We start from the raw sequence: 25,740 nt of genomic DNA on the forward strand, positions 1-25,740 counted from the left end.
ACATTCATGATGTTGCTATCAGCACTACGGCGCAGTATACGAGGGCAAAGGATCGTTGCGAGATTCAGCTCTTGCGGCTGCGTAGCGCCTGCGCCACCAGCTCCAGCTCCTCGTCCGTGCCGTCGACATGCGGACTAATCCGCAACACCGGCTTGGTCATCTCGAACGGTGCCCGAATCGTCTCCGCTCCCGTCGTGACAATCGCGTGTTCCTCGATGAGACGCGCCCGTACCGCGATGACGTCGACGTCGACAACCGGCTCCAGTGTCGTGATGGCGCTGGGCTCGTCCACGGATTCCACAACCCGCCAATCCTTGAGATCCCCCAGGATCTTTCGGGCCGATCGCCCGCGTTCTGCCAGCGCGGCCTGCACCTGTGCGGGGCCAGCCGCCAGATGCTGGCCCACCGCGACCGACAGACCTACCCAGCCCGCGACGTGTGCCTCGACGTGCCCTGCCCACTGCGGAATCACATGCGCAAGAGCAGGATTGATGGCAAGCACACCCACACCGCGCGGTCCGGCCAACCACTTGCGTGAGGGTGCGTACATCGCGTCGGCGCCATGAGTGCAGTCGATATGCCCCAGGGCCTGTGCAGCATCCACGACGACCGGAACCCCGGCTGCTCGCGCCAACGCCACCACCTGGGCGGCCGGTTGCACGGTGCCGCGGTGGCTGCCAACAACGGTGAAGTGCACCAGGTCGACCTTCTCGCGGCGCAGGAAGGCTTCAATCCCGTCAACATCAGCCCGGCCGTCACCGTCGACCGGCAGCCACGCCGGAGTAAATCCGAAGTGGTGCATGATCATCAGGTTCGGCCCGAATTCGCCTGGCAGGCAGGCGATAGTGCGTCCGGCGTGGGCGGGCCATCCCTGCAGAATCGTGCGCAATGCGTCTGCCGCGCCGGTGGTGAACTGCACCTGCGCCTCGGCCATGCCCGTCAGCTGACGCACTGCGGCACGGCCCGCATCCAGAACCGGTGCCGCCGCCTCCTGAGCCACGTACCCGCCGATCTGCGCCTCATGCTCGGCATGCTGAGCCACCGCCCGGATGGTCTCGACACTCTGGCGCGAACAGGCGGCCGAATCCAGGTGCACACCCAGTACCGGCGGCCGGGCCTGCCGCCACTGTTCGCGCAGACTCACTCCTTCACCGCAAGTGACAGCCCGAAGTCGTTGGAATCGTCAGTCCACCAATGGGTCTGACGCAGACCAGCAGAGGCAAGCTCACGCGCCACACCCTCACGACGGAACTTGCAGGACACCTCGGTTAGCATCATCTCCCCCGCCTCGAATTCGACCGTCAGATCCAGAGCCTCGATGGCAACTCGCTGATCACGCACCGACCGCAACCACATCTCCATGCGTTCCTCGTCGCCGTTCCACTGCGCGACGTGCTCGAATGCGTCTAGCTCAAAATCGGCGTCGAGCTCACGGTTGATCACCGCCAGCACATTGCGGTTGAAGGCTGCGGTCACCCCGGCGCTGTCGTCGTAGGCGCGCACCAGGCGTTCGGTGTCCTTGACTAAATCCGTTCCCAGTAACAGCATTTCACCAGATTGAAGCGTCGCGGCGACATCTGCCAGAAACTGCGACCGCGGCTGCGTGGTCAGGTTCCCGATCGTGGACCCGAGGAAAGCCACCAGACGCCGCCCCTCGCGCGGAATGCGCACGAGGTCCTTCTCGAAGTCGCCACACACCGCACGCACGCGCATCCCCGGATACTCGGTGACCAGCGCGTCGCCCGCGGCGCGCAGCACCCCGGAATCCACATCGAAGGGAATGAACGTGCTCGGGTTCAACGCATCCAGCAGCATCCGCGTCTTCTCGGAAGTGCCACTGCCCAGCTCCACCAGGGTGTCGGCACCGGAAGCCGCCGCGATGTCGACGGCGTGCGCACGCAGCAACCCCGCCTCGGTGCGGGTTGGATAGTACTCCGGAAGCCGGGTGATCTCATCGAACAGATCGCTACCGACCTCGTCGTAAAACCATTTGGGAGGAAGCGATTTCGCGTCTGCGGTCAGCCCCTGCAGCACATCGCGCCGTAGAGCCTGCGCCGCCGCACCAGACGCCAAGTGATTCTCCAGAGTCATCGTCATAGTGACGCCACCTCCACCTTCCCATCACGTACCCGTACCAATCGCCGGTCCGGGATGTCGACCCAGGACGGGTCGTCGTCATACGGTTCACTCGCCACCACCACACCGTCGGCGGCCTCCAGAATTGACAGCGTGTCGCCCCACGTCGTGGCGATCAATTCGTTTCCATTGGCCACCAAGACGTTCAGTCGAGCACCCGGGTCTGCGGCTCCCACCTGCCGCACCGTCTCACCCAGGTTCTCCGGGCCCGACGCGAATACCCGTGCCGCGAGAATCGCACTGTCCACTATCGATTCGGCACCGGACACCGCACCTACCGCACCGCGATCGACGATCCCGTTGTGCGACAACAACCATGTCCCGTCGGTGAACGGCGCGGCCGCCGACTCATCGATGGGCATCCCCACACTGGCGGAGCGAACGGCCGCCACCACACATCCGCTGCGCAGCACCGGAGCCACCGAGGCGAAGGATGCGTCACCCCACAGCGGGCGCGCGCCGCGCCACCTGTGCGGTGCCCCGTCGGCGAAGAATCCGGCGCCCCACCCGTCAGCGTTCACCAGACCATGTTTTTGCCGACGCGGCGAATATGACTGCACCAGAAGACCATGCGGAGGCTCCAGCATCAACGAGGACAACGACCTCGGCTCACCGAGCCAGCCCAGGTGACGACACATGTCAGATGTCCCAGGCCAGACGAACGCCGCTGAAGATCTGGCGCCGGATCGGGTGATCCCAGTTCCGGAAGCTGGGTCGCATGATCGACGGGGCCACCGCCCATGAGCCGCCGCGCAGCACCCGATAGTCGCCGGCCCCAGAACCTTCGAAGAACGGTTCGCTGTACTGCTGGTAGATCATTGGTGTGAAACCGGGCCATGGCCGGAGCGGGGATGTGGTCCATTCCCAGACATCGCCGAGCATCTGCTCGGCACCGTAAGCCGATGCCGACTCCGGGTAGGCACCTACCGGTGCCGGTCCGAGGGCACCGCCACCGAGGTTGGCCAGATCACTGCCCGGGGCCTGCCCTCCCCACGGAAAACGTCGCCGTGCAGCGATTTCCGGATCCCAGACGCAGGCCTTCTCCCATTCAGCCTCGGTCGGCAGTCGCGCACCCGCCCAGGTCGCGTAGGCCTGCGCCTCGTGAAAGGTGACGTGCTGTACCGGCTCCTCGGGCACGATCTCCAGTACGCGCCCGAACCGGGTGAGAGTGCCGCCGTCGTTCCAAAACTTGGGGGCCGTCAGGTCCTCTGCACACCGGTGCGCCCACCCGATCTCGGTCCAGAATTCCCGACGCCCGTATCCACCCTCGGCGATGAATGCCGTCCACTCGGCATTGGTTACCGGAACAGTCCCGATCCGGAATCCGTTGAGATGAACGGTATGTGCCGGTCGTTCGTTATCGAGCGAATACGGCTCGTCGATCGCGTCGACGCCCATCACGAACGGTCCCTCCGGCACCAGCACCGAGGTTCCTGCCACACCTGCACGTCCCGGCGGCAGCGAGTCGGCACGCTCCAGCAGAGCGGCCCCGCGGCGAATCGACAAGGCCTGCAACATGGTTTCGTCATGCTGATGCTCATGGCTCAGCACCATGGAGTACGCGAATTCATCCGCACGGGCCGAACCATCGGAGGGCAGCGCCGCCAGCCGATCCAAGACTCGTCCGCGCACCTCGTGACAAAAGGACCGCGCCTGCGCCGGGGACAGCAGCGGCAGCTGCACCCTGCTGGCCCTGGTGTGGCGGAACGCGTCGTAGAGGGACTCGATCTCGCCGGGCAGCATCCCTGGCCGGCGCGGATCTCCGTCACGGAGCAGCCACAGCTCTTCCTGCTGTCCGATATGCGCGAGGTCCCACACCAGTGGACTCATCAGCGGGTCGTACTGACGGTGCAGCTCGGCGTCGTCGTGATCGGTGATCGTCAGCGTGCGTACCCGCGCGGCCTCAAGGTCGCGCGCCAACTCGTCACGGCTCATTGCGATGCTCCAGAGAAAGCCCTCTCCACACCGTATTCCACGACATTATCCGTGAAATCGTCTGCCGGACATCGGCCTTGCTCTACGCGCTCCAGCAGGAATTCCATATCCGCGGCCAACTCCGGCGGCGCCACCGCGCAGGCCGCGGACACCAGCCGATGCCCCGCCGCAAGCAAGTCAGGATCCTCCACACCGATTCGTATCGCCGCGTCCCACGCCTCACCCACCGGTTCGACGGCCTCCGCGGCAATGTCGGAAACCCGCGGATGATCGAGCGCGGCGACCGCCGTGAATGCCAGCGCGGGCCACCACCAATCCGGTGCCGCGTCCAGATACCGCAGCTCCAACCAGCGGCGCGGCCGCACCGGAGGAAACAGCGTGGTCAGGTGATAGTCGAGGTCTTCGGTCGTCGGAGCCCGCCCGCCCAGCGGCACGGTCCCGTCGACCCAGGATTGGAAGGGCACATGGGTGACAACCGCGTCGGCGCCGTCCTTGTTTCGCACCAACATGACGGGCGCGCGCAGCGCATATTTGGCCCAGGACTCGGCCGGATCGGCGCCGATCTCAACGGGAGCGCAGCGCAGCGGGTCCAGGTTGTCCCAGATCCATTGTCGAGTGTTTTGCCGACCGGTACGACGACCGGCAAGCATCGGTGAGGACGCCGACAGCGCCGCCATCGTGGGGCCGATCCGTTGCGCCAACACAAGCCTGTCCCGCCACTGGCGCGGAGTCCCGGATTGCACATTGACCTGCAATGACGCCGTGCAGGTCATCATCTGCAGCGCGGTTTCGCCGTATCCGGCGGCGCCGAAATGGCCGGCCATGGCCGCGTATCGGGCGCCGGGATTGACGCGCTCGGGTGTGCGCAGCGGGTCGGTGCCCAGGCTGGCGAGCGCGATCCCGGCGTCACGATAAGTCGAGGTCAGGATCTCGTGGTCGGCCCGCATCGAGGAGATAGCGGACCACACATCGGCATGCGGGGGGCCGGAGAGTTCGACGGCACCGCCCGGTTCGAACGTGATCGCGCTGGATCCGGGCAGGTCAGGAACCGACTCAGCGACTTCATGGAGGCGGTTCCAGGTGACTCGGCGGTACGGAGCCGTCAGCTCGACGGTATGAGATTCCAGCTCCAGCCCAACCGCGCCGACATGTGCGTCGGCGAAGGCCTGCCGAGCAATGTGCTCGGCAGCCTCGTCCGCGTTCGACAGTGTTCCCACTGTCGCCGTGGTGGCCATCTCTCCAATGTTCCATAGGCCACCGACAAGTAGCGCTACTTCGGCTGGAGGCGGGCTCCACCGTCGATCCGAATCGTCTCGGCGTTCATGTAGCTGTTGGTGACAAGCTCCAGGGCCAGCGAGGCGAATTCTTCGGGGTTACCCAGGCGCTGCGGGTACAGCACGTTCGGTGCCAGACGGTCCTTGAACTGTTGCGCGGACTCGCCCTCGCCGTAGATCGGGGTGTCGATCAGACCCGGTGCGATGGTGTTCACCCGGATGCCGACGACCGACAGATCGCGCGCGATCGGAAGAGTCATGCCGACGATGCCACCCTTGGAGGCCGAGTAGGCGGCCTGCCCGATCTGGCCGTCGAAGGCCGCCACGGATGCGGTGTTGACGATGGCACCGCGCTCGCCGAACTCGTCGACAGGCTCTTCCTGGCTGATCGCGGTGGCCGCGAGACGGATCAGGTTGAACGAGCCGATCAGGTTGATACCAATGACCTTGGAGAAGATGTCCAGCGAGTGCGCCGAGGCGTACTGGCCGTCCTTGCCGATGGTGCGACCGGGCCAGCCGACGCCCGCGCAGTTGATGAGGACGCGCACCGGGCCGAGCTCCTTGGCGGCGTCGACGGCAGCGATACCGTCGGCCTCGCTGGTGACATCGGTGTGCACGAACGCGCCACCGAGTTCCTTGGCCAGAGCCTCACCCTTTTCGTCCTGGACGTCGGCGATGACGACCTTTGCACCCTGTGCAGCGAGCAGGCGAGCAGTTGCGGCACCAAGACCCGAGGCACCACCCGTGACGATTGCAGACACACCATTGATATCCATGAGCCGCACCATAACCGATCGGTTGGTTGGGAGATCCAGGCCCCATAGGCTTCGTATCCGTGACCAATGACCGACTCGCCATCCACGATCTCGTCGCCCGGTATGCCAGTGCTGCCGACCGCTGTGACGTCGATGGGCTCGTCGCGCTGTTCTCCGTAGACGCCGAGCTGGTGCGCCCGCCTGCCCTCCTGCGCAAGGGTGATTCGGCTGTCCTGCAGGGTCGTGAGGCCATCGCGGGTTCGATTGTCGCGGCGCTCACGCCGCTGCACGCGACGTATCACCTCATCGGGCAGCACACGGCCACAGTCGACGGTGATATCGGGACGGGGGAGGTCTACTGCATGGCACACCACATCTACCTTCGGGGCGACGAGTACCGCGATAACACGATGGCGGTGCGGTACCTGGACAACTACGAGCGCGAACCCGCGGGCTGGGTCTTCACCCGCCGCGAACCCGTCGTGGTGTTCAGCGAGGACCGGCCAGTTCGAGTCGGGTAGCGCACTGCGCCATCTCGTCGAGCACTGCTTCCAGGGTGGTGGCGCGCCGCGAGGCCGAGAGCAACATCCGGCCCGCACCCGCTTGAGCCGCCTGATCCAGCGCCGCGTGGTCTACCCGGTGCAGACCATGCCCGAGCACAAGGTCGATGCTTGCGGGATCACGGCCGGCATCGACTGCCGCGGTCCGCATGATGCTCACTGCGGCCGTCAGGTCCTCCCCGACCAGACCGAGTGGCTGAAATCCGCTCCCCAGCCGTCCGGCCCTTCGCGCGGCGGCCTTGCTATGCCCGCCGACATACAGCGGAACACCCTGTGGCTGAACAGGCTTGGGGTAGGAATAGGCTTCCTGGAACCGATAGAACGCACCGTCGTACGCCGCGGGACCGTCGGCGGACCACAACGCTCGCATCACCGCGATGGCCTCATCGGTAGCGCGACCACGACGATCGAAATCGCCGCCACAAGCCTCGATCTCCTCGCGCATCCATCCGACACCCAGACAGATCCGCAGCCTCCCACGACTGAGTCGGTCCACGGTCGCCAGGCGTTTGGCCAGCACCACCGGATGGTGGTCGGGTAGCACCAGCACACCGGTGGACAGCCCCAGTGTCGTGGTAGCCGCCGCGACGAAGGACAGCAGCTCAAGTGGGTCGGGGATGTCGACGTCGTCGGGCAGGTGAGACTGCCCGGTGGGCGAGTAGGGATACGTGCTCTGCGTGTTTCCTATGACGACCGCGTGCTCCACCACCGAGATCTCACTGAATCCCAGCTGCTCTGCGGCATGCGCGAATTCGAGGATCTTGTCGGGCTCCGCGGTAATTCCGAGCTCCACTGGAGCGACGACACCGATCTTCACAAGCAGCCTCCTGACATCACCTGTCACCATAGGATCTCGCGAATGAGCCTGATCACCGACCTCCGGTCGACGTCCCGTTTGGGCGTCATGGTGGCGGTGACCGCCGCCGCGGTGGGGGTCATCTACGGCTACGACTCCTCCAATATCGCGGGAGCGTTGCTGTTCCTCACCGAAGACCTGCACCTTTCCACCCACGACCAGCAGGTGGCCGCCACCGCGGTGGTCATCGGAGAGATCTTTGGCGCACTCATCGGTGGGCCGCTGTCCAACAAGATCGGCCGAAAGCGGTCAATGGTTTTGGTGGCAGCGACGTTTGGTGTTTTCTCACTGCTGTCCGCACTGGCCGTCGACTTGAACACTCTTGTCGCCGCCCGATTTCTCCTCGGGGTGACGGTGGGTGTCTCGGTCGTGGTGGTTCCGGTGTTCGTCGCGGAGTCCTCGCCCACCAAGATCCGGGGCTCGATGTTGGTGCTCTACCAGCTGGCCTGCGTGACGGGGATCATCGCTGGTTATCTCATCGCCTGGGCATTGGCGTCGACCGGCAGCTGGCGCCTGATGCTGGGCCTGGCTGCCATACCGGCCGCACTGGTGCTGATAGCACTGCTTCGGCTCCCCGATACCGCACGCTGGTACATGATGCGTGGTGACCACGCACGAGCACGCGAGGTGCTGAGCATGGTGGATCCGCACATCGACGTCGACCACGAGCTTGCGGAGATCGCCGAGGCGCTGCACGCCGAAGGCGGAAGCTCGGTGCTGGCGCGATTACGGGAAATGGTCACTCCGCCATACCGCAGAGCCACCTTTTTCGTTGTCGGCCTTGGGTTTTTCATCCAGATCACGGGTATCAACGCGGTCGTCTACTACGGGCCCCGGATCTTCGAGGCCATGGGCATGTCGGGATACTTCGCCAAGCTCGGCCTGCCGGCGCTCGTCCAGGTGGCGGCACTGTTGGCGGTGTTCGTGTCGATGTCGAGCATCGACCGGATGGGTCGGCGGCCCATCCTCATGATCGGGATCGGCATCATGATCGTCGCCGACGCATTACTGGTGGGCGTATTCGCGGTCGGCGGATCATCATTCGGTGGGGTGCTGACGGTCCTCGGATTCCTGGGGATCGTGCTCATCGCGGTGGGGTTCACCTTCGGATTCGGGTCGTTGGTGTGGGTGTACGCCGGCGAAAGCTTTCCCGCGCGGCTGCGCTCTTACGGGGCCAGCGCCATGCTGACATCGGACCTGGTGGCCAACGCCGTTGTCTCCATGTACTTCCTCACTCTGTTGACAACACTCGGCGGTGTAGCGGCCTTCGGAGTCTTCGGGGTGCTCGCGGTGGCGGCTCTGGTGTTTGTGTATCTCTTGGCACCGGAAACCAAGGGGCGCAACCTTGAAGAGATTCGGCACTTCTGGGAAAGCGGAGGCAAGTGGCCCGAGACGTGATAGTTGGGATCGACATCGGCGGGTCCAAGACCCGCGCGGTGGCCGTCGCGGACGGCAAGGTGATCGGTGACGCATTGGGCAGCAGCGCAAACCTGCAATCTGTCACCGAGGAACAGGCGAAAACCGTTTTCGCTGAAATCTTTTCCACGTTCGGCGGCGACGATGTCACTCGAGTGAGCGCCGGATCCGCGGGTGTGGACACCGCGGAGGGCGCCCAAGCCCTGGTCCGGCTGCTGCGACCGTATGCGCCCCGGGCCGAGATCACCGCGGTGCACGACACCCAGTTGGTGCTGGCGGCGGGAGGTTTGTCGGCGGGTATCGCGGTGATTTCCGGCACCGGGTCCGTGGCCTGGGGAAAGCGTGCCGACGGCGTCACGGCGCGCGTCGGTGGATGGGGGTATCTACTCGGAGACGACGGCAGTGGCTACGGCGTTTCGCGATCCGCTGTGCGGCATGCCCTCTCACTCTCCGACAGAGGGGACGCGCCGGACGCGCTGTCGCAGAAGTTCGCCTCCGAATGCGGTGTCACCGAACCCGCGCAGCTGCTCGACCATTTCTACGCTCACTCCGAGCGGCGGTACTGGGCCACGATGGCGAAGTTGGTTTTCGATCTCGCCGCCACCGGAGACGAGGCCGCTCAGGTGATCACTAGGCAAACAGCCATCGACTTGGCCGCCTTGATCGAGGGCGTCTGCTTACGATTGGGCCCAGGGCTGCCGGTGGTGCTCGGCGGCGGTCTGTTGGTCAACCAACCGGGCCTTGTCGCCGATATCATCGAACACACGCGGACCACCGGGGTTTCGGATATTGCTGTGCTGCAACGTGAACCGGTATTCGGAGCATTGGCCCTGGCCGGGGTCGACGTCGAGGGATTGGAGAAGGCATGACCGCCGGTACACATATGGCTGACGAGATCCGTCAACAGCCCACCGTATGGGGGAGGCTCCTTTCGGACGGCCGGTCGGCGATTTCGGAGGTAGCGGCGAAGATCATCGAATACCAGCCTCGCTTCGTACTCTTCGTCGCGCGCGGGACCAGTGACCACGCCGCGTTGTATGGCAAGTACCTCACCGAGATCATCTGGCAGGTTCCCGCCGGGCTGGCCTCGCCGTCGACCATGACGACCTACGGTGCGCGGCCGGATCTTGCGGGCGTGCTGGTCATCGGGGTCAGCCAGTCCGGGGGCTCGCCCGACCTGGTGCAGACGCTCACGGTCGCACGCCAGCAGGGCGCGCTCACGGTGGCCGTGACCAATGCCGCGCGGTCTCCGCTGGCGACCGCCGCCGAGCACCACGTGGACATACTGGCCGGACCCGAACTCGCTGTCGCCGCCACCAAGTCGTACACCGCGCAGCTTCTGGCGCTGTACCTACTACTCACCGACGTGGCGGGTCGCGACAACACGGCTGCCAGCCTGCTCCCGGAACGCGGCGAAGAGATCCTGCACAGCGCCGTCGTGCAGCAGCTGGCCACCCGCTACCGATTCGCCTCGCGGTTGGTCACCACCGGGCGCGGCTACTCCTATCCGACGGCGCGTGAGGCCGCCCTCAAACTGATGGAAACGAGTTATCTTTCGGCCCAGTCGTTCTCGGGAGCCGACCTGCTACACGGCCCGTTGGCGATGGTCGACCCCCAGGTGCCGGTGATCGCCATCGTGCCCCATGGCGTCGGTGGCCGGGCCATGAACGATGTGCTGCATCGACTGGCCGGGCGTGGGGCCGACGTGTGTTGCATCGGGTCGGCGGACGCGGTCGCGGCGACGGGGCTGGGCGTGACCCTGGAGCCCACCCTCGAGGAGCTTTCGCCGATGCTGGCCATCATTCCGCTACAGCTCCTGGCCATGCAGTTGGCAATCGGGCGCGGTGAAAACCCCGATGTGCCACGAGGTCTGTCCAAGGTGACCGAGACATTGTGAAGTGCCAGTGACCGCTTCCGGGTTTTTCGACATGCACGTACACGGCGGCGGCGGTGCCTCATTCGGCGACGACGTCGAGGCGAATCGGATTGCCGCCGCGTGGCATCGGTCCCACGGCACCGACGGCATGCTGGCCAGTCTGGTGACCCTCGCCCCCGATGACATGCTCAATGCCGTGCGTGTGCTGGCCGATATGGCCGGCGCCCAGGGCATCTCCGGCATTCACCTCGAAGGCCCCTGGCTTTCACCGCGATATGCCGGTGCTCATGATCCACGACTGCTGCGCGACCCTGACCTCGCCGAGCTCGAGCGACTGCTGGACGCCGGTGCCGGGCATATCAGGATGGTCACCATCGCACCCGAACTTCCTAGCGCGATGCCTGCCATCGAGCTGCTTACCGCGCGGGGCGTGGTGGCCGCGGTGGGGCATACCGATGCCACGTACGTGCAGACCCTGCAGGCCATTTCGGCTGGGGCGACTGTCGCTACCCATCTCTTCAACGCCATGAGGCCGATCCATCATCGTGAACCCGGCCCTATCCCGGCACTCCTGGAGAGCCCGGCGGTGACCATCGAACTTATCGCAGACGGCGTGCATATCCACCCCGCGACCTACCGCATGGTGCTGGCGGCCGTCGGCCCCGACCGGATCGCACTGGTCACCGACGCGATGTGTGCGGCCGGAATGCCGGATGGCGCATATCAGTTGGGCCACCTACCGGTCACCGTCACCTCCGGTGAGGCACGACTGACCGATGGCACGATCGCGGGCAGCACCGCGAGCATGGCCGACCTGTACGGGTTCGCGGCGACCCAAGCGGACGCCGAGATCGCCTCCCTACAAACGTCGGTCAATCCCCGACGCGCGGTAGGTTTCTAGGCCTGCCAGATCCGCGGACCGACGATCTTCATCAAATCAAAGGCACGCTCACCATTGCTCTTGGAAACCGTTGAGCACGTGCGTATATCAATCGCTACGTTGCGTTCTCCGAGAAGCACGTGCTGGCACGACGCATACGCAGCATCATTGCGTGAGTAACCCACGGCAATGACGTTGTCGACCTGCGTTACACGCCGGATCTCCGCGGTGGAGGCGAGAGTGGAACCATCGATCGCCAGTTCGGAGACGTTGACGGTCTGGTTCTCGCATTTGCGCCAGCGGTCGGCCTCGCTGAGGGTGAAATCGCGGGCCTCATCATCGGTGCTGAAGACCGCCACGCTTTGGTCGACCAGGGTGAACCAGCCGGGGTGATCCCACAGCGCCTGAGAATGCGCCGCCACATAGGGGGCACGGTCGTAACTTGCCACGGACGCCAACACAACACTTCCGCAGTCCGGCCGATCGGTATCCAACGAGAACGTGGCGCTCTGCCGCTGCACGTTGGGCAGCGCCACACCCATCACGCGTTCGGCCTGCGGCTGGCTGAGCATCAGGCCGTCGATCGCCGACGGCGGCACGGTAGATGCAGGTTCGGCGAACGCGACAGCCGGATGCACGGCGACGATCGCCACCACCACCATCCATGCTCCCACTACCGATCGCATGTGCGTCCCCCTCGGCTCGGCCCCAATTGTTGTGTATTGAACTCTAGGACGCGGTGCGGCGCAGCTCGTTGGCCAGCTCGGCGGCATCCGGTGGTTGCGCGCCGGGTCGGGTGCAGGTGAGCGCCGATGCCACCGCTGCCCGGCGCAATGCCTCGGGCAGATCGAGTCGGCGCTGATAGAACCCATCGAGAAAGGTCCCGGTGTAGGTGTCACCGGCACCGACGGTGTCGATAACGGTGACCTTGTGGGCCGGGATGCGCAGCGGCGATGAGTCGCCCCGGCGGAAGGCCAGCGATCCCGCCTGCCCACAGGTGATCAACGCGATGTCGACGCGTGGGTAATCGCCGAACCAACCCTCCACTGCGCCCTCGATGGACGTGTCCGGATACAGGAAGGCAAGGTCGTCGGTGCTGGCCCGTGCTACTTCCGCGATGGACAGCCACGGCGCAATGCGCTCGGCATAGGTCTGCCGGTCGGCGATGAGCGTCGGTCGCACATTGACATCGAAGGTGAGCGGAGTGTCCGGATAGTGTTCGGCGATCCAGGCCCGCAGCGCCTCGCGAGCCGGCCAGAGCACGCTGGCGATCGACCCCGCCCAGATTGCCGCCGGAGGACGCACCGGATCAGGAAATGACTGTGGCACAACATCGTTAGCTGTTCCCCGCCAGTAGAACTGATACTGGGCGACACCGCGTTCATCGATGTCCGCGACGGCCAGGGTGGTGGGCACGTCCTGATGCATCACCAATGACTCGTCGACACCCGCCCTGGCCAGGGTTTCGACGCATTGGCGCCCGAAGGCGTCGCGAGATACCTGCGTGAGAAGAGCAGTCCGCGTGCCGAGCTTGGCCGCCGTGATCGCGGTGTTATACGGACCTCCGCCCGGCACCGATCGCCAGAGCCCAACGCCAGCCGGTAGCACGTCAACCAAGGTCTCGCCGCAGACGATGAGACCGTCGGTGTCAGGCACGCATCGAGGCTACCCGAGACTGGTTTTATCGCAGCATCTTTCGGTGGCGTTCGAACCAAAACTCACTGGCCCGCTTCGGCACCGAAGGTCTACGCTGCCACGCATGTCACAGTCCCGAATCGATGATGTGGTCGGGGGCGCGCTGACGTGGACGGAGGTCGACCTCGTCGACATCGACGATTCCTCTGCCCGGCCTTTGCGGGATGCCTTGGAGGAGTTCGGGATCAGGGTGCACTATCACCCCATCGGGCAGCCCCGTCACATTGTCGCGGCACTGGGCAGTGCCCGGCAGATCGCGCCCTTTGTGATCCTGGGCTGCCACGGCGACGAGGGCCGGATCTTGCTCCCCGAGCTTGGCGAACCTATAGCTTCCGAACAACCGTTCACCGGACTGCTGGGGCCCGACGAGGTACGCCGGCACCTGCGGCTCAACGGAAGTTTCGTGGTATCCATCGGGCGCGAAACGGGGAGTCCAGAACTCGCGGATGCGTTCCTGGATGCCGGCGCGGGCGGCTACTTCGCGCCACAAGAAGCACCCGACGGGCATGCCGCGTTTCTTGTCGCGGTGCTGTTCTTCTACGAGCTGACCGCAGGCAAGACCGTGGCCGAGGCCGCGGAGCGCGCACGTGGATACGACGGCGCGACAAGTATGTGGCGGCTGTGGTCCCGCTAGACGAGTAGACACCGCCCCTGCCCGGCTCACTCGGGGTGTTGACACTCGCGCTCATATATTGTTCTATGCGAATGTATGCATCGATAGAGAGGGTGCCCATGGCCATGGCAGCGCTCGCCCTGTATCTGGTCTTCATCGCGGCCGGGCTTGGCTGGAAGAGCTATCACCAGTGGCGTGCGACAGGGTCCACCGGGTTCCGCGGATTCCACGGCAGCCCGGGTTCACGTGAATGGCTTGCGGGCATCGGATTCATCGCCGCGATAGCTGTCACACTGCTCGCGCCTGTTCTGCAGCTGACCGGACTGGTCAGCCCCCTTGCCGCCCTTGACAACCGGCCTGTCCACATTGCCGGAATCGCACTGGCCGTGACGGGAATCGTCGCGACAATCGGCGCGCAACAAACGATGGGCGAATCCTGGCGGGTGGGTGTCGACACCCGGGAGACCACCACATTGGTGAGCACCGGCGTCTTCGGATGGGTACGCAATCCGATCTTCACCGCAATGCTGACGTTCGCCGCCGGGGCGGCGCTGATGACGCCGAACCCCTTGGCTTTCAGTGGCTTTGCCCTACTAGCGACATCCATCGAGCTGCAGGTGCGCGCCGTCGAGGAGCCCTACCTGCTCGCGGCGCACGGCGCGACCTATCGCGAATACGGAACCCGGGTCGGGCGTTTCCTGCCCGGAATCGGCAGGTTCAACGCCCGGGGTTGATGAGACCACCACCGCGTGTGGTGGCCAGTTCGTAGGCCGATTCCGCATGTTCGGCGTCGTCGAGACCGTCGGACTCGTGCTGCGGGTGCGATCGGATACCCAGGGAATGCCGCAAGCTCATCCCGATGAGCCCGGTCACCACCACCGAGTAGACCAGCACCGTGACGACAGCGACAAGTTGCAGCCAGAACTGATGCAGCCCACCGCCGTACAGCAGTCCGTTGACACCCGCAGGCGCCGCGGCACTGCCGACCACACCGATCATCAACGTGCCGACCACGCCACCAACCAGGTGCACGCCCACAACGTCGAGCGAATCGTCGTATCCCAGTCGGTATTTCAGCTCAATGGCAAGGGAGCTGACCGCACCGGTGACCCCGCCGATCACCAACGCGCCGATAGGGGTAACCGCCGCACACGAGGGTGTGATGGCCACCAGCCCCGCCACGACGCCCGAGGCCGCGCCGAACGAGGTCGGCTTGCCATGCCGGATCTTTTCCACCAGCAGCCAGCTCGCCATCGATATCGCGCCCGCACCAAGGGTATTGGCGATGACCAATGCGGCGGTGCCGTCGGCGGCCAACGCCGATCCGGCATTGAAACCGAACCAGCCGAACCACAACAGTCCGGCGCCCAGCATGACGGCAGGCAGGTTATGCGGGCGCATCGCCTCACGCGGCCATCCACGCCGCTTACCGAGGACCACGGCCAGCGCCAAGCCCGCGGCACCCGAGTTGATCTCCACGGCGGTACCGCCTGCGAAGTCGAGGACGCCCAGGTTCGCAAGCCATCCGCCCTTGTCGGCGGTGGTGCCTTCAACCGCGAACACCCAGTGCGCGACCGGGAAGTACACCAGGGTCGCCCACAGTCCCGTGAAGGCGATCCACGGGAGGAAGCGCATCCGGTCGGCCACCGCGCCCGCGATGAGCGCCACGGTCACCATGGCGAATCCGGCCTGGAACATGACGAACACCAGCGCCGGGATGTTCGTCGGCCCCCACAGTGGCACCGAGGACGCCTTGTAGTCACCCTCGAACAAGTGCTGCAACCCCGCGAACTGGAAGGGATCGCCGAGCAGGCCGCCACCGATGTCGGTGCCGAACGCCATCGAGTAGCCAAAGGCCACCCAGAGCACCCACACCACGGCGACGGCCGAGAAGCACATCATCATCATGTTGAGGACGCTCTTGGCGCGCACCATGCCGCCGTAGAAGAAGGCCAGTGCCGGGGTCATCAGCAGCACCAATGCGGCACTCGTCAGCACCCAGGCGGTATTGGCCGCGTCCGGCACTCCCATATGCGGAAACATGCGCTGGCTACTCCCGGCTCGTGCGATTAGGTCAGCGTGAGTGTAGGGAAGCCACTACTGGCGCGTGCAGGACCTCATCTAAACTAGAACATGTTCCAGTTTTTCGATGCGCCCCATCACCCCTATAGGAGCGGCAATGCATACCCCTATCTGCGACGAGCTCGGCATCGAGTTCCCGATCTTCGCCTTCACCCACTGTCGCGACGTCGTGGTCGCGGTGAGCAAGGCCGGTGGCTTCGGCGTGCTGGGTGCCGTCGGATTCACCCCTGAACAGCTCGAGATCGAGCTCAATTGGATCGACGAGCACATCGGCGACCACACCTACGGCGTCGACATCGTCATCCCCAACAAGTACGAGGGCATGGACGCGAACATGCCGGCCGACGAGCTCACCGCGATGCTTCAGAAGATGGTTCCGCAGGGGCACCTGGATTTCGGCCGCAAGCTCCTGGTTGACCACGGCGTTCCGATGGAAGAAGGCAACGACAACGCCCTGCAACTGCTGGGCTGGACCGAGGCCACCGCCACTCCGCAGGTGGAAATCGCGCTCAAGCACCCGAAGATGACGCTGATCGCCAACGCGCTCGGCACACCTCCGGCCGACATGATCCAGACGATCCACGACGCGGGCCGTAAGGTCGCGGCACTGTGCGGCTCGGCCAAACAGGCCCGCAAGCATGCCGACGCCGGGGTGGACATCATCATCGCCCAGGGGGGCGAGGCCGGCGGTCACTGCGGCGACGTGGGCTCGATCGTGCTGTGGCCCGAGGTCGTCAAGGCAGTCGCGCCGGTACCCGTGCTAGCCGCGGGCGGAATCGGCAGCGGCGCTCAGGTTGCAGCGGCCCTCGCGCTGGGTGCTCAGGGAGCCTGGACCGGCTCGCAATGGCTGATGGTCGAGGAGGCACACACCACCGACGTTCAGCGCGATACGTATGCCAAGGCAGGCAGCCGCGACACCGTGCGCAGCCGGTCCTTCACCGGCAAGCCCGCACGCATGCTGCGCAACGACTGGACCGTGGCCTGGGAGACCGAAGGCAACCCCGAACCGCTCGGAATGCCGTTGCAGTACATGGTTTCCGGGATGGCAGTAGCGGCGACCAATAAGTATCCGGATCAGAGCATAGATGTCGCGTTCAACCCGATCGGTCAGGTCGTCGGGCAGTTCACCAAGGTCGAGAAGTCGGCGACCGTTATCGAGCGTTGGGTGCAGGAGTACCTGGAAGCCACCAATACGCTCAATGAACTCAACGAGGCCGCCTCGGTCTAGACACCGAATCGAGTGGTAGCGGCCTGGGCCAATCTTCTACTGGCCCAGGCCGTTCTGCATGGTGTTGGCAAGCACATTCACCGCGAGGCTGCCATTGCCCGGCTGGCAGACCTTCGCCTGCAGCAGCACATTCTCGCGCCTGCGAGTCTGGTTGAAGCAGCGGCGGTCGACGCCCGCCTCTTCCTTCACCCATGCGGCATCCGACGCACCGGCCGCCGGGCCGGTGAATGTCCACACCTCACGCCGGCCGTCGTCCAGAATCAACGTAGCGGTCTGCCCGGAACACCCTTGGGTGCGATCCACCACCCGATGGAACGCGCGGTCGGCGGCATCGTTGTTGGCGAAAACCCCAATCGCCTGCTTCACCAAATGCGTTGCATCCGTGGCAGAGTCCTGTGTCGTCGCCCCGCGGAACGAGGCCAAATCCGGGTCGGCGTAGACCTCGTCAAGCCCGATATCGGACCAGTTGTTACACACCGGGATGTCCACCGAGAACGCCTGGAATGGCTGAGTGAACTCGCTGTGCGAACCCAGTTGCGAGCCAATGACATTACTTACGGATCCACGGGCGAGCACGGCATAGTTGACGACGCCCGGATCTGACGGACCGGCAACCGAAACCGGGGCCGATGTCAGACCCAGGGTGGTGGCTACCACCGAAATCAGCGTAATCCGAGCCATTCCCATCACAAACCAGCTTCCATCGCGTCGGCGATACGGTTCGCGGCGCGTTCCCCGTTCCTTGGCGAGCACACCTTCACCTGGAACATGACCTCGTGTCGCGCCCGCATTTGGACATAGCAGCTGCGGTCGTGGGCGCTATTGGTCATCGACCAGCTGGCCGCACCACCGCCGGAACTCCCCTCGGTGAATGTCCATGTGTCCGTGACACCTTGGTCATCGGTGATCTTGATCGGGTGCCCGTAGCAGTCCGACATGAACAGCAACGCCACCACCGGGTCAACGGCCGCCGTGGGGCTGTTGAACACACCCACGGCCTGTCTCACCGAATACCGCGCATCCGATCCGGACTTCTGCGCGAGCTGGCCCCGGAACGCAACGAGCGTTCCCTGGTTTCCATTGAACACCTGATCCAGACCGACCTCGGCGAAGTCCACACAGTTGGGCTCGCTCAGCTCAACACCGCCCGTCGGGGCGTCGAGGGTGCGCGTGGCTTGCAGTTCTGTCCCGACCAACGTGCTGACTGTTGCGGGGCTCTGGAGAACGCTATCCAATACCTCGGGGCCGACCGCCAGCGCGGACGGCGCGAACGCCAGCGCAATCGCCGACACCCCCATGACGACGAGAGCTCGCATCAGACGCGCGCCTTGACCGTCACCTCGATGTTGCCGCGGGTGGCGTTGGAGTACGGGCACACCTCGTGGGCCTGCTCCAACAGGTCATCGGCGACCTCCTGCGACAGCCCGGGAAGGTACCCGTCCAGCTCGGCCGACAGATCGAATCCACCCTCGGGGGTCTTGAAGATCCCCACCTTGGCGGTGATCGATGTCGCGGGATCAAGCTGCACCTTCGCTATCCGGGCAACCAGGTTGAGCGCACTCAAGAAGCATGCCGAATACCCCGCCGCGAACAGCTGCTCGGGATTGGTGCCTTCCCCGTTGCCGCCCATCGACTTTGGGATTCGGGTGTCTAGATCTATCCGGCCATCCGACGAGCGGACATGCCCGTCACGACCTCCCCCGGTCGACGTGGCTTCTGCTGTGTAGACGGCCTCATTGGACATACGACCAGCATACGGATGACGCCGGCCCCCTTGGAGAGAACCGGCGTCATCCAAGAACTGCCTACTGACCTTCAAGCCCGGCGCGAACACCCTCTTCGACGGCCTTGCCCAGCTCGGAGTCGACGTTCTTCCAGTATTCGAACACCCGGGACAGCACAGGTTCGCTGACGCCGCCCAGCACGTGGCCGACGATATTGCTCACCAGACGCGCACGCTGATCGTCGTTCAGCACCTCACGCACCAAGGTTCCGGCCTGAACGAAGTCGCCATCCTCGGCATGCTGGATGTACCCGGCACGCACCGCGGTGCCCTCGAAATCCCATGCGCCGCCGTCGCCCGCAGCCTGCAGATCAGCATGCGGACCGCCAAAGGAGTTGGGGGCGTAAACCGGAACCTCCGGATCATTGAAGTGGTACCGCATCGCGCCCTCCTTGGAGTAGGAATTCACGGTCGCGGCCCGTGCCTCGTTGGGCGGCAACTGCGCGTAGTTGGTGCCAATCCGGTACCGATGCGCGTCGGCGTAGGCAAAGACCCGACCGAGTAGCATCTTGTCGGGCGAGAAGCCAATTCCCGGAACGATATTCGACGGTTCGAAGGCAGCCTGCTCGATGTCGACGAAATAGTTGCGCGGGTTGCGATTGAGCGTCCACTTGCCGACCTCGATCAGCGGGTAATCCTTCTTGGACCAGACCTTCGTCAGATCGAACGGGTTGAATCGGTATCCCTGAGCCTCGTCCACCGGCATGATCTGCACGTGCAGGGTCCAGCTCGGAAAATTGCCTTGCTCGATCGCCTCCCACAGATCGCGGCGATGCGCATCGGCGTCAGATCCGGCGAGTGCGTCCGCCTCCTGCTGGGTCAGGAAATCCTGACCTTGATCCGTCCGGAAGTGATACTTCACCCAGAAGCGCTCGCCCTCGGCATTGACCCACTGATAGGTGTGCGAACCGTATCCATTCATGTGGCGATAGTTCTTCGGGATCCCGCGATCGCCCATCAACCAGGTGACCTGGTGTGCCGTCTCGGGACGCAGCGTCCAGAAGTCCCACTGCATGTTGTGGTCCCGCAACCCTGATCCCGGCAACCGCTTCTGCGAGCGGATGAAGTCCGGGAACTTGATGGCATCACGAATGAAAAAGACGGGGGTGTTGTTGCCGACAAGATCGTAGTTACCGTCCTCGGTATAGAACTTGATGGCAAAACCACGCGGGTCGCGCCAGGTGTCGGGGCTCCCCTGTTCTCCGGCCACCGTCGAAAAACGAACCAGTGACTCTGTTTTCACGCCCGGTTGAAACAGCTTGGCCTTGGTGTACTTCGAAACGTCGGCAGTGACAACGAGCTCCCCGTATGCACCGGCGCCCTTGGCGTGCACGATGCGCTCGGGAACACGTTCCCTGTTGAACTGCGCAAGCTTTTCGATCAGATAGTGGTCGTGCAGCAGAACCGGGCCCTGGATGCCTGCGGTCAACGACTCGTCGTCGCTCTCCACTGCGATTCCCGTGTTCGTGGTTGTTCGGATGGACATGAAAACCTCCTCGATACCTGACTAACTGGGCTGAACTAATCGGGCTGACATTCGGGGCATAGCCCCCAGAAGACGATTTCGGCCTCGTCGACCACGAACCCCGCGGTATGTGACGGCTCCAGGCACGGCGCATGCCCAACGGTGCAGTCCACATCGGTGACGGCACCGCAACGGCGGCAGACCAGATGGTGATGGTTATCGCCGATACGCGTCTCGAAAAGCGCCGCGGAACCTGCCGGCTCGATACGTCGCACCAGCCCGGCACTGACACAGGCCTTGAGCACGTCATAGACGGCCTGTGTGGACACCTTCCCAAGATCGGCACGCACCACCATCGCGATGATGTCCGCGGTCGAATGTGGATGGGCCGCAATCGCGTTCAGAACCGCAACGCGCGGAGCGGTGACACGCAGTCCCGCCCGGCGCAACGCTGCGTCTGGGGCGAGGGGCTGTACTGCGGTCACTCCACCAGTATGCGCCTTTTCTGGAATGAGTCAAGAAATGGCTTATTTACCCGAAAGGGCCGTTGAACACGAAGTAGGCCCCGGCGGCGATCAGCACGAACCCCACTAGGTGATTCAGCGTGAGTTTCTCCCCCAGATACCACACCGCAAAGCCCAGAAACACCGTCAAGGTGATGACTTCCTGCATCGCCTTGAGTTCGGCGCCCGAATACACCTCGCTACCAAGCCGATTCGCGGGAACCGCGAGGCAGTACTCAAAGAATGCGATGAGCCAGCTGACCAGTACGACCAGCCACAACGGTTGATCCTTAAACTTGAGATGCCCGTACCAGGCGAAAGTCATGAAGACGTTCGAGCAAATCAACAGCAGAGGCGGCAACAGGCGCGCGGTGAGCATGTCCCACATTCTGCAGTTCTTCCCTGTCAGCTGCCCACAGCCGCTAGCCTGCTGCGCATGGGCGGCGCCGCATTGCACGACCGATATATCCAAAGCTGCCTGGGCGGGCTGCACGTGAGGATCGCCGGCCAAGGGCCCGCCATCCTCTTTTGGCCCAGCCTGCTGATGACCGGGGCCATGTGGGCCGACCAGGCGCGATACTTCGCCGATCACCACACCGTGATCCTCGTCGACCCGCCCGGCCACGGTGACAGTCAGTCGCTGCGCCGCATGTTCCGATTCGAGGACTGCGCGCACAGCATCGAACAAATCCTCGACTCCTTGGGCATTGAGCGGGCCCACGTCGTCGGCAACTCCTGGGGCGGAATGATCGGCGGTACCTTCGCCGCCCTCTATCCGCACCGGGCCGGAGCGTCCGTGTTGATGAACGCCACAGCCTCACCGGCCAGCACACGCCAGAAGGTCGAATTTCGGCTACTCACCGAGATAGTCCGGATTCTCGGCAGGTTCCGCGAACCCTTCGCCACCCGCGCCGTCAAGGCATTTGTGGGGCCCACCATCCTGCGCGAGCGCCCCCACGTCGAGCAGGCCATCCGCGCGGAACTGGGCGATCTCAACGTCGACTCGGTGTACTGGGCGGTCAACAGCGTGGTTCCCGCCCGGCCCGATCAACGTGAGCTGTTCGGACGCATCACCACGCCCGTCCTCGTTGTCGCCGGGCGCGAGGATCCGACCTTTCCGGTCGCCGAGACCGAACTCATGGCCGATGCGATTCCCGGGGCCGAGTTCGTCGTCATGGAGAACACCGGGCACCTGGCGGCGCTGGAACGCCCCGACGAGGTCAACGCCCTGATCGACGATTTCCTCAAGCGGCACGCGTTGGAGGACTGAAGGCACGTGGCCGGCTAGAGCGACCGCGCCCTGCGCATATCGTCGATGGCCCCGGCACGATCACCCAGCTCATTGCGGATCACCGCACGCAGCGCGAGCGCATCGGCGAATTCGGGATCGATATCGAGCGCTTCATCGATCGCCGCCAGCGCCTCGTTTGGTTTGCTAGCGGCCTTGAGGGTCCACGCGTGGGTGTAGTGATTGACGGCGTCACGGCTGCCGTACCGCACCGCGGAAAGCGCACAATCGATCGCATCGAAATGTCGTCCCATGCTGCCGAGGCAGTAGGCCAAGATCCGCCATGACAGCGCATTTTTGTGCTCGAGCTCCAACGCATCGTTGGCGAGACGCATCGCCTCGCTATCGTCTCCAGACGCCAGCGCCTCGCTTGCGCGGGTTGCCAGCTCCTCAGCGTCCACAGAATCGACGGTACGCGAACCCTGTCCACCGGCTATCCACTCACCGGCGGCGATGTCGATCAAGGTTCCGCTAGCAATCATCGATAGACATCATAACCAGCAGTCATTCGGACGTCGACAAATCTGGTAACAAGCGAGTGTTAGTTAACCCACACCCGCCCGCAACGGGTTCACCGCGAATTCGATCACCCGATAGGGGGCATGGTCGCGCGAATCGGTGTTCCACTGGCTGACGTAGATGCTGAGCCGATCCAGCGTGGAGTCAGGACCGATGTAGCCGCCGTAGGGCTGGGCCAAGGTGTTATCCCAAGACTCCGGTAATTCGTCGGCGACAGCCGGCCATGCCCCGGCGTTGACCACCGTCGTCACCGGTACCGCACCGAGCCGCGTCGGGCTATCGGCAACCCGCACCTCGACGTTGCCAGTGGTCTGGTTGAAGTAGGACAGCACCGCCTGCCCGTCGACCATTTTCATGCTCATCTCACCCAGATGGTCTCCCCACAAGGGCGTCGGGAGACGGCCCCAGGCTCCCCTGCCTTGGGCGTCCACGCCCCACCCCTGCCAGGTAGCACGGTCGGTAAAGGTGTCCGGTTTGGCCCGGTACAGCACCGCGGGCCGAGAGCGATCAAACGCGTCGCTGACGATGTACACCCAGCCCTTCGGCGATTCCTGAGTCCACAGTGGGTCGTAGTAGCCGCTGATCTGTGTCTGCTGGCCGCCCTGATAATCGCCCGGACGCACCGATCCGGGCACTGTCGCCCACCCCGCACGGAACGGGTCCGGCTTCACCAGACGCGTCGACTGCGGGATCAGATTCTTGGTGACGGCCACCAGCAGCCAGTTGGTGCCGTTGATGTCGACCACGCCCGAGGGCAGTTGGGAGTACCCCGGCGGAGCCGGATCAGCCAGCAGCGGCCGGTCGGTGCCCAGGACGCCGGAGTGACGGACACCGGAAGCATCCGGCACCGACTCGGTATCGACACGCAGCGCGACCGGTGAATGCCAGCCGCCGTATCCCACCCCCTGACCGGCGAAGCTGTCACCGCAGATCTGCAGCATGCCGCCGGTGAAAACCATGAACTCGCACAGATCGGTCGCGCCCAGATTGTATTCGGCGGTAGCGGTCCCGGTGCCCGCGACCGGCCCAATGCGCACCACCTCACCGGGATCGAGCAGCGGCGCAGCAGGCCGCAGCGGGTCCGCCAATGCCGAAGTGCCGCTTAGCAATTCGGAGACAACCAGCGACGCGGCGGTTACCAAGACCGCAACCAGCCGCACGCGCATCTCCTGTCCAGCACCGCACGGTGCCACCAAGCCCCGAAGCTCACAGGGTAGTCAGTGGCACCGCGCGCAGGTCGCGATGGGCCGACTACGGATGCAACGGCGACGCGGTGCCTGGCCCTGGCGGAACCGTAATCGTCAAGCCCGGGGGCTGTCCCGTGGGAGGCGTGCGCTGCCAGTTCGGGTTGGCGGGATTGTCGCTGTCACGATCGCCGCGCTGATCACGGTCTCCGTGTCCACTGCGGTCTCTGTCGCGCCCCCAATCGCGACCATGGTCACCGTTCCAGTCTCGGTCGCGGCCCCTGTTCCAGTCGCCGCCACCGCGTGGCTGGCCACCATCCGGCCCGCCCGGGTGGAACATCATGGCCGCTCGGTCCCGGTGCTCACCGTGGTGATGGGTATGCGCACCTACGGCCAAGCCGGCGCCGAAGGTGGCGGCCAGGACACAGGCAGCGCCTGCGGCCACCGTCGCGATGGACAGCACCTTGCCGACATTGCGGGCCTTCTTTGGTGACGGCCCGGCGGCGACAACCGGCGGCGCGGTAGAAACCGGTTCGGTTGGGTTTTCGGGTTTTTCTGCATTTGTCATGCTTCGAGAATGACTCGATAAGCCTGGACCCTCCGCAGGAAAACCCTGTGAACCTCCCGTGAGTCAGCTCGCGACGAGCAGTTCGGCGATCTGAATCGTGTTGAGCGCCGCACCCTTCCGAAGGTTGTCTCCGGAGATAAAAAGTGCCAGACCACGATTACCGGGAACGCCCGGATCCTGGCGGATGCGCCCCACCAGCGAGTCGTCGGCACCCGCGGCAGCCAAAGGCGTTGGCACGTCGGCAAGAGTGACCCCCGCCGCCGCGCCGAGCAGTTCCCTGGCCTGTGCCGCGGTCAGCTCGCGCTCGAATTCGGCGTTGATCGACAACGAGTGTCCGGTGAAGACCGGCACTCGCACGCAAGTTCCGCTCACCAGCAGCTCGGGAATGCCCAGGATCTTGCGGCTCTCGTTGCGCAGCTTCTGGTCTTCGTCGGTCTCGCCGGAACCGTCGTCAACCAATGAGCCGGCCAGCGGGATCACGTTGAAGGCAATGGGTGCAACGTATTTCACCGGATCGGGGAAGGTGACGGCGGAACCGTCGTGCACCAGCTGCTCACTGCCGTCGATACCGGCACGCACCTGGGTGGCCAATTCCTCCACGCCGGCCAAGCCGCTACCCGACACCGCCTGATAGGTCGACACGATGAGCCGGGTAAGCCCGGCCGCGTCGTGCAGCACCTTCAACACCGGCATCGCGGCCATGGTCGTGCAATTCGGGTTGGCGATAATGCCTTTGGGCAGTTTCAGCCCGCGCACATCGCGGTCGAAGTTAACCTCCGACACCACCAACGGCACGTCCGGGTCCTTGCGCCAGGCCGACGAGTTGTCGATGACGGTGACGCCGGCCTCGGCGAAGCGCGGGGCCTGTACCCGCGACATGGTGGCCCCGGCGGAGAACAACGCGATGTCGATGCCCGTCGGGTCGGCCGTCTCGGTGTTCTCGACCTCGATCTCCTGGCCGCGGAACGTCAGCTTCTTGCCCTCGGAGCGTGCCGAGGCGAAGAAGCGCACCGAAGAGGCCGGAAATTCGCGCTCCTCTAGTAACTTTCGCATCACGGCGCCCACCTGACCGGTGGCACCGACGACCGCTATCGAGGTCATGCCTGGATCCCCCGTCGCTGCGC

Annotated in this window: 29 protein-coding genes; 9 read left to right on the forward strand and 20 right to left on the reverse strand. The window is 64.6% G+C overall.

The genetic code is table 11. The features are described from left to right. Window positions 1-64: 64 nt before the first annotated feature. Genes egtE through B4393_RS15245 form a run of 6 tightly spaced genes read right to left on the reverse strand, consistent with a single transcriptional unit; the run spans window position 65 to window position 6,121 of the window. Window positions 65-1,144 (reverse strand): ergothioneine biosynthesis PLP-dependent enzyme EgtE, encoded by a 1,080-nt coding sequence (gene egtE, locus B4393_RS15220; RefSeq protein ID WP_078334795.1) that lies wholly within the window; start codon window positions 1,142-1,144, stop codon window positions 65-67. Next, window positions 1,141-2,091, reverse strand: a complete 951-nt coding sequence (egtD, locus tag B4393_RS15225) for an L-histidine N(alpha)-methyltransferase (RefSeq protein ID WP_191988841.1) — start codon at window positions 2,089-2,091, stop codon at window positions 1,141-1,143. Before egtD ends, egtE begins: the two co-directional genes overlap by 4 nt. Window positions 2,092-2,093: 2 nt before the next feature. Next, complete coding sequence (gene egtC / locus B4393_RS15230; RefSeq protein ID WP_078282942.1) at window positions 2,094-2,774, reverse strand: ergothioneine biosynthesis protein EgtC; 681 nt, start codon at window positions 2,772-2,774, stop codon at window positions 2,094-2,096. Window position 2,775: 1 nt separating this feature from the next. Beyond that, on the reverse strand, window positions 2,776-4,071 hold the full coding sequence (gene egtB, locus B4393_RS15235) for an ergothioneine biosynthesis protein EgtB (protein ID WP_078334797.1): 1,296 nt from the start codon (window positions 4,069-4,071) through the stop codon (window positions 2,776-2,778). Further along, entirely contained in the window at window positions 4,068-5,306 is a 1,239-nt protein-coding gene (gene egtA / locus B4393_RS15240) for an ergothioneine biosynthesis glutamate--cysteine ligase EgtA (RefSeq protein WP_078334798.1), read from the reverse strand. The genes egtB and egtA overlap by 4 nt, the downstream gene beginning before the upstream one ends. Before the next feature lie 35 nt (window positions 5,307-5,341). Beyond that, window positions 5,342-6,121, reverse strand: a complete 780-nt coding sequence (locus B4393_RS15245; protein ID WP_005063198.1) for an SDR family NAD(P)-dependent oxidoreductase — start codon at window positions 6,119-6,121, stop codon at window positions 5,342-5,344. Between the two features lie 59 nt (window positions 6,122-6,180). Here B4393_RS15245 and B4393_RS15250 point away from each other — a divergent pair, with 59 nt between their 5' ends. Continuing rightward, on the forward strand, window positions 6,181-6,621 hold the full coding sequence (locus tag B4393_RS15250) for a nuclear transport factor 2 family protein (RefSeq protein ID WP_078334799.1): 441 nt from the start codon (window positions 6,181-6,183) through the stop codon (window positions 6,619-6,621). Here B4393_RS15250 and B4393_RS15255 read toward each other — a convergent pair. Beyond that, a complete protein-coding gene (locus tag B4393_RS15255) occupies window positions 6,590-7,477 on the reverse strand; it encodes an LLM class F420-dependent oxidoreductase (protein ID WP_078334913.1) in 888 nt (295 codons plus the stop codon). The two genes, B4393_RS15250 and B4393_RS15255, sit on opposite strands and share 32 nt — an antisense overlap. 42 nt (window positions 7,478-7,519) lie before the next feature. On the opposite strand from B4393_RS15255, the gene B4393_RS15260 reads away from it, so the two are divergent. The 4 genes from B4393_RS15260 to B4393_RS15275 are packed head-to-tail and all read left to right on the forward strand — an operon-like array spanning window position 7,520 to window position 11,709. Beyond that, entirely contained in the window at window positions 7,520-8,914 is a 1,395-nt protein-coding gene (locus B4393_RS15260; RefSeq protein WP_078334800.1) for a sugar porter family MFS transporter, read from the forward strand. Then, entirely contained in the window at window positions 8,899-9,801 is a 903-nt protein-coding gene (locus B4393_RS15265; protein ID WP_078334801.1) for an N-acetylglucosamine kinase, read from the forward strand. Before B4393_RS15260 ends, B4393_RS15265 begins: the two co-directional genes overlap by 16 nt. A 14-nt stretch (window positions 9,802-9,815) precedes the next feature. After that, window positions 9,816-10,829, forward strand: coding sequence for an SIS domain-containing protein (locus B4393_RS15270; RefSeq protein WP_078334914.1), 1,014 nt, complete (start codon window positions 9,816-9,818; stop codon window positions 10,827-10,829). A gap of 1 nt (window position 10,830) precedes the next feature. Next, complete coding sequence (locus tag B4393_RS15275; protein WP_078334802.1) at window positions 10,831-11,709, forward strand: N-acetylglucosamine-6-phosphate deacetylase; 879 nt, start codon at window positions 10,831-10,833, stop codon at window positions 11,707-11,709. On the opposite strand, the gene B4393_RS15280 is transcribed toward B4393_RS15275, so the two are convergent. Both B4393_RS15280 and B4393_RS15285 read right to left on the reverse strand, forming a co-directional pair. Then, the gene (locus B4393_RS15280) at window positions 11,706-12,374 is read right to left on the reverse strand and encodes a sensor domain-containing protein (protein WP_078334803.1); all 669 of its coding nucleotides are present in this window, start codon (window positions 12,372-12,374) and stop codon (window positions 11,706-11,708) included. The two genes, B4393_RS15275 and B4393_RS15280, sit on opposite strands and share 4 nt — an antisense overlap. A 43-nt stretch (window positions 12,375-12,417) precedes the next feature. After that, window positions 12,418-13,344 carry a carbohydrate kinase family protein gene (locus tag B4393_RS15285; protein ID WP_078334804.1) on the reverse strand — a complete coding sequence of 309 codons (927 nt, stop codon included), beginning with the start codon at window positions 13,342-13,344 and terminating at the stop codon, window positions 12,418-12,420. Window positions 13,345-13,447: 103 nt separating this feature from the next. Between B4393_RS15285 and B4393_RS15290 the strand changes: the two genes are divergently transcribed. Together B4393_RS15290 and B4393_RS15295 are read left to right on the forward strand one after the other, a co-directional pair. Beyond that, window positions 13,448-14,017 carry a hypothetical protein gene (locus tag B4393_RS15290; RefSeq protein ID WP_078334805.1) on the forward strand — a complete coding sequence of 190 codons (570 nt, stop codon included), beginning with the start codon at window positions 13,448-13,450 and terminating at the stop codon, window positions 14,015-14,017. Window positions 14,018-14,115: 98 nt separating this feature from the next. Continuing rightward, complete coding sequence (locus B4393_RS15295; RefSeq protein ID WP_078334806.1) at window positions 14,116-14,730, forward strand: methyltransferase family protein; 615 nt, start codon at window positions 14,116-14,118, stop codon at window positions 14,728-14,730. On the opposite strand, the gene B4393_RS15300 is transcribed toward B4393_RS15295, so the two are convergent. Next, window positions 14,714-16,039, reverse strand: coding sequence for an ammonium transporter (locus tag B4393_RS15300; protein ID WP_078334807.1), 1,326 nt, complete (start codon window positions 16,037-16,039; stop codon window positions 14,714-14,716). The two genes, B4393_RS15295 and B4393_RS15300, sit on opposite strands and share 17 nt — an antisense overlap. A gap of 136 nt (window positions 16,040-16,175) precedes the next feature. Here B4393_RS15300 and B4393_RS15305 point away from each other — a divergent pair, with 136 nt between their 5' ends. After that, the gene (locus tag B4393_RS15305) at window positions 16,176-17,306 is read left to right on the forward strand and encodes a nitronate monooxygenase (protein ID WP_078334808.1); all 1,131 of its coding nucleotides are present in this window, start codon (window positions 16,176-16,178) and stop codon (window positions 17,304-17,306) included. A 36-nt stretch (window positions 17,307-17,342) separates the two neighbouring features. On the opposite strand, the gene B4393_RS15310 is transcribed toward B4393_RS15305, so the two are convergent. From B4393_RS15310 to B4393_RS15335, 6 genes are all read right to left on the reverse strand, one after another. Further along, a complete protein-coding gene (locus B4393_RS15310; RefSeq protein WP_078282931.1) occupies window positions 17,343-17,993 on the reverse strand; it encodes a sensor domain-containing protein in 651 nt (216 codons plus the stop codon). Then, entirely contained in the window at window positions 17,993-18,622 is a 630-nt protein-coding gene (locus tag B4393_RS15315) for a sensor domain-containing protein (RefSeq protein ID WP_078334809.1), read from the reverse strand. The genes B4393_RS15310 and B4393_RS15315 overlap by 1 nt, the downstream gene beginning before the upstream one ends. Then, complete coding sequence (locus B4393_RS15320) at window positions 18,622-19,050, reverse strand: organic hydroperoxide resistance protein (protein WP_078282929.1); 429 nt, start codon at window positions 19,048-19,050, stop codon at window positions 18,622-18,624. The genes B4393_RS15315 and B4393_RS15320 overlap by 1 nt, the downstream gene beginning before the upstream one ends. Window positions 19,051-19,111: 61 nt before the next feature. After that, a complete protein-coding gene (locus B4393_RS15325) occupies window positions 19,112-20,575 on the reverse strand; it encodes a catalase (RefSeq protein WP_078334810.1) in 1,464 nt (487 codons plus the stop codon). A 35-nt stretch (window positions 20,576-20,610) separates the two neighbouring features. Next, window positions 20,611-21,039 (reverse strand): Fur family transcriptional regulator, encoded by a 429-nt coding sequence (locus tag B4393_RS15330; protein WP_078334811.1) that lies wholly within the window; start codon window positions 21,037-21,039, stop codon window positions 20,611-20,613. A 46-nt stretch (window positions 21,040-21,085) separates the two neighbouring features. After that, a complete protein-coding gene (locus B4393_RS15335) occupies window positions 21,086-21,436 on the reverse strand; it encodes a DMT family protein (RefSeq protein ID WP_070939082.1) in 351 nt (116 codons plus the stop codon). A gap of 57 nt (window positions 21,437-21,493) precedes the next feature. Here B4393_RS15335 and B4393_RS15340 point away from each other — a divergent pair, with 57 nt between their 5' ends. Next, complete coding sequence (locus tag B4393_RS15340) at window positions 21,494-22,327, forward strand: alpha/beta fold hydrolase (protein ID WP_078334812.1); 834 nt, start codon at window positions 21,494-21,496, stop codon at window positions 22,325-22,327. A 14-nt stretch (window positions 22,328-22,341) separates the two neighbouring features. Here B4393_RS15340 and B4393_RS15345 read toward each other — a convergent pair whose 3' ends face one another. The 4 genes from B4393_RS15345 to B4393_RS15360 form a co-directional block, all read right to left on the reverse strand. Beyond that, entirely contained in the window at window positions 22,342-22,827 is a 486-nt protein-coding gene (locus tag B4393_RS15345; RefSeq protein WP_078334813.1) for a tetratricopeptide repeat protein, read from the reverse strand. Window positions 22,828-22,890: 63 nt separating this feature from the next. Beyond that, window positions 22,891-23,904 (reverse strand): DUF4185 domain-containing protein, encoded by a 1,014-nt coding sequence (locus B4393_RS15350; protein ID WP_078334915.1) that lies wholly within the window; start codon window positions 23,902-23,904, stop codon window positions 22,891-22,893. 211 nt (window positions 23,905-24,115) lie between these two features. Beyond that, window positions 24,116-24,616, reverse strand: coding sequence for a hypothetical protein (locus tag B4393_RS15355; protein ID WP_078334814.1), 501 nt, complete (start codon window positions 24,614-24,616; stop codon window positions 24,116-24,118). A 63-nt stretch (window positions 24,617-24,679) separates the two neighbouring features. Further along, window positions 24,680-25,717 carry an aspartate-semialdehyde dehydrogenase gene (locus tag B4393_RS15360; RefSeq protein WP_078334815.1) on the reverse strand — a complete coding sequence of 346 codons (1,038 nt, stop codon included), beginning with the start codon at window positions 25,715-25,717 and terminating at the stop codon, window positions 24,680-24,682. Window positions 25,718-25,740 lie beyond the last annotated feature (23 nt).

The sequence above is a fragment of the Mycobacteroides franklinii genome, from assembly GCF_002013895.1.
Classification (GTDB): domain Bacteria; phylum Actinomycetota; class Actinomycetes; order Mycobacteriales; family Mycobacteriaceae; genus Mycobacterium; species Mycobacterium franklinii.

Excerpts from the sequence above, each read along its gene's own strand:
- B4393_RS15305 (WP_078334808.1), top strand. The coding sequence starts at position 16,176 with ATGCATACCCCTATCTGCGACGAGCTCGGCATCGAGTTCCCGATCTTC.
- B4393_RS15295 (WP_078334806.1), top strand. The coding sequence starts at position 14,116 with ATGGCCATGGCAGCGCTCGCCCTGTATCTGGTCTTCATCGCGGCCGGG.
- B4393_RS15355 (WP_078334814.1), bottom strand. The coding sequence starts at position 24,616 with ATGACAAATGCAGAAAAACCCGAAAACCCAACCGAACCGGTTTCTACC.
- egtB (WP_078334797.1), bottom strand. The coding sequence starts at position 4,071 with ATGAGCCGTGACGAGTTGGCGCGCGACCTTGAGGCCGCGCGGGTACGC.
- B4393_RS15245 (WP_005063198.1), bottom strand. The coding sequence starts at position 6,121 with ATGGATATCAATGGTGTGTCTGCAATCGTCACGGGTGGTGCCTCGGGT.
- B4393_RS15270 (WP_078334914.1), top strand. The coding sequence starts at position 9,816 with ATGGCTGACGAGATCCGTCAACAGCCCACCGTATGGGGGAGGCTCCTT.
- B4393_RS15290 (WP_078334805.1), top strand. The coding sequence starts at position 13,448 with ATGTCACAGTCCCGAATCGATGATGTGGTCGGGGGCGCGCTGACGTGG.
- B4393_RS15345 (WP_078334813.1), bottom strand. The coding sequence starts at position 22,827 with ATGATTGCTAGCGGAACCTTGATCGACATCGCCGCCGGTGAGTGGATA.
- B4393_RS15300 (WP_078334807.1), bottom strand. The coding sequence starts at position 16,039 with ATGTTTCCGCATATGGGAGTGCCGGACGCGGCCAATACCGCCTGGGTG.
- B4393_RS15325 (WP_078334810.1), bottom strand. The coding sequence starts at position 20,575 with ATGTCCATCCGAACAACCACGAACACGGGAATCGCAGTGGAGAGCGAC.
- B4393_RS15315 (WP_078334809.1), bottom strand. The coding sequence starts at position 18,622 with ATGCGAGCTCTCGTCGTCATGGGGGTGTCGGCGATTGCGCTGGCGTTC.
- B4393_RS15310 (WP_078282931.1), bottom strand. The coding sequence starts at position 17,993 with ATGGGAATGGCTCGGATTACGCTGATTTCGGTGGTAGCCACCACCCTG.
- B4393_RS15320 (WP_078282929.1), bottom strand. The coding sequence starts at position 19,050 with ATGTCCAATGAGGCCGTCTACACAGCAGAAGCCACGTCGACCGGGGGA.
- B4393_RS15340 (WP_078334812.1), top strand. The coding sequence starts at position 21,494 with ATGGGCGGCGCCGCATTGCACGACCGATATATCCAAAGCTGCCTGGGC.
- B4393_RS15335 (WP_070939082.1), bottom strand. The coding sequence starts at position 21,436 with ATGCTCACCGCGCGCCTGTTGCCGCCTCTGCTGTTGATTTGCTCGAAC.
- egtC (WP_078282942.1), bottom strand. The coding sequence starts at position 2,774 with ATGTGTCGTCACCTGGGCTGGCTCGGTGAGCCGAGGTCGTTGTCCTCG.
- B4393_RS15260 (WP_078334800.1), top strand. The coding sequence starts at position 7,520 with ATGAGCCTGATCACCGACCTCCGGTCGACGTCCCGTTTGGGCGTCATG.
- B4393_RS15280 (WP_078334803.1), bottom strand. The coding sequence starts at position 12,374 with ATGCGATCGGTAGTGGGAGCATGGATGGTGGTGGTGGCGATCGTCGCC.
- egtA (WP_078334798.1), bottom strand. The coding sequence starts at position 5,306 with ATGGCCACCACGGCGACAGTGGGAACACTGTCGAACGCGGACGAGGCT.
- B4393_RS15360 (WP_078334815.1), bottom strand. The coding sequence starts at position 25,717 with ATGACCTCGATAGCGGTCGTCGGTGCCACCGGTCAGGTGGGCGCCGTG.
- egtD (WP_191988841.1), bottom strand. The coding sequence starts at position 2,091 with ATGACTCTGGAGAATCACTTGGCGTCTGGTGCGGCGGCGCAGGCTCTA.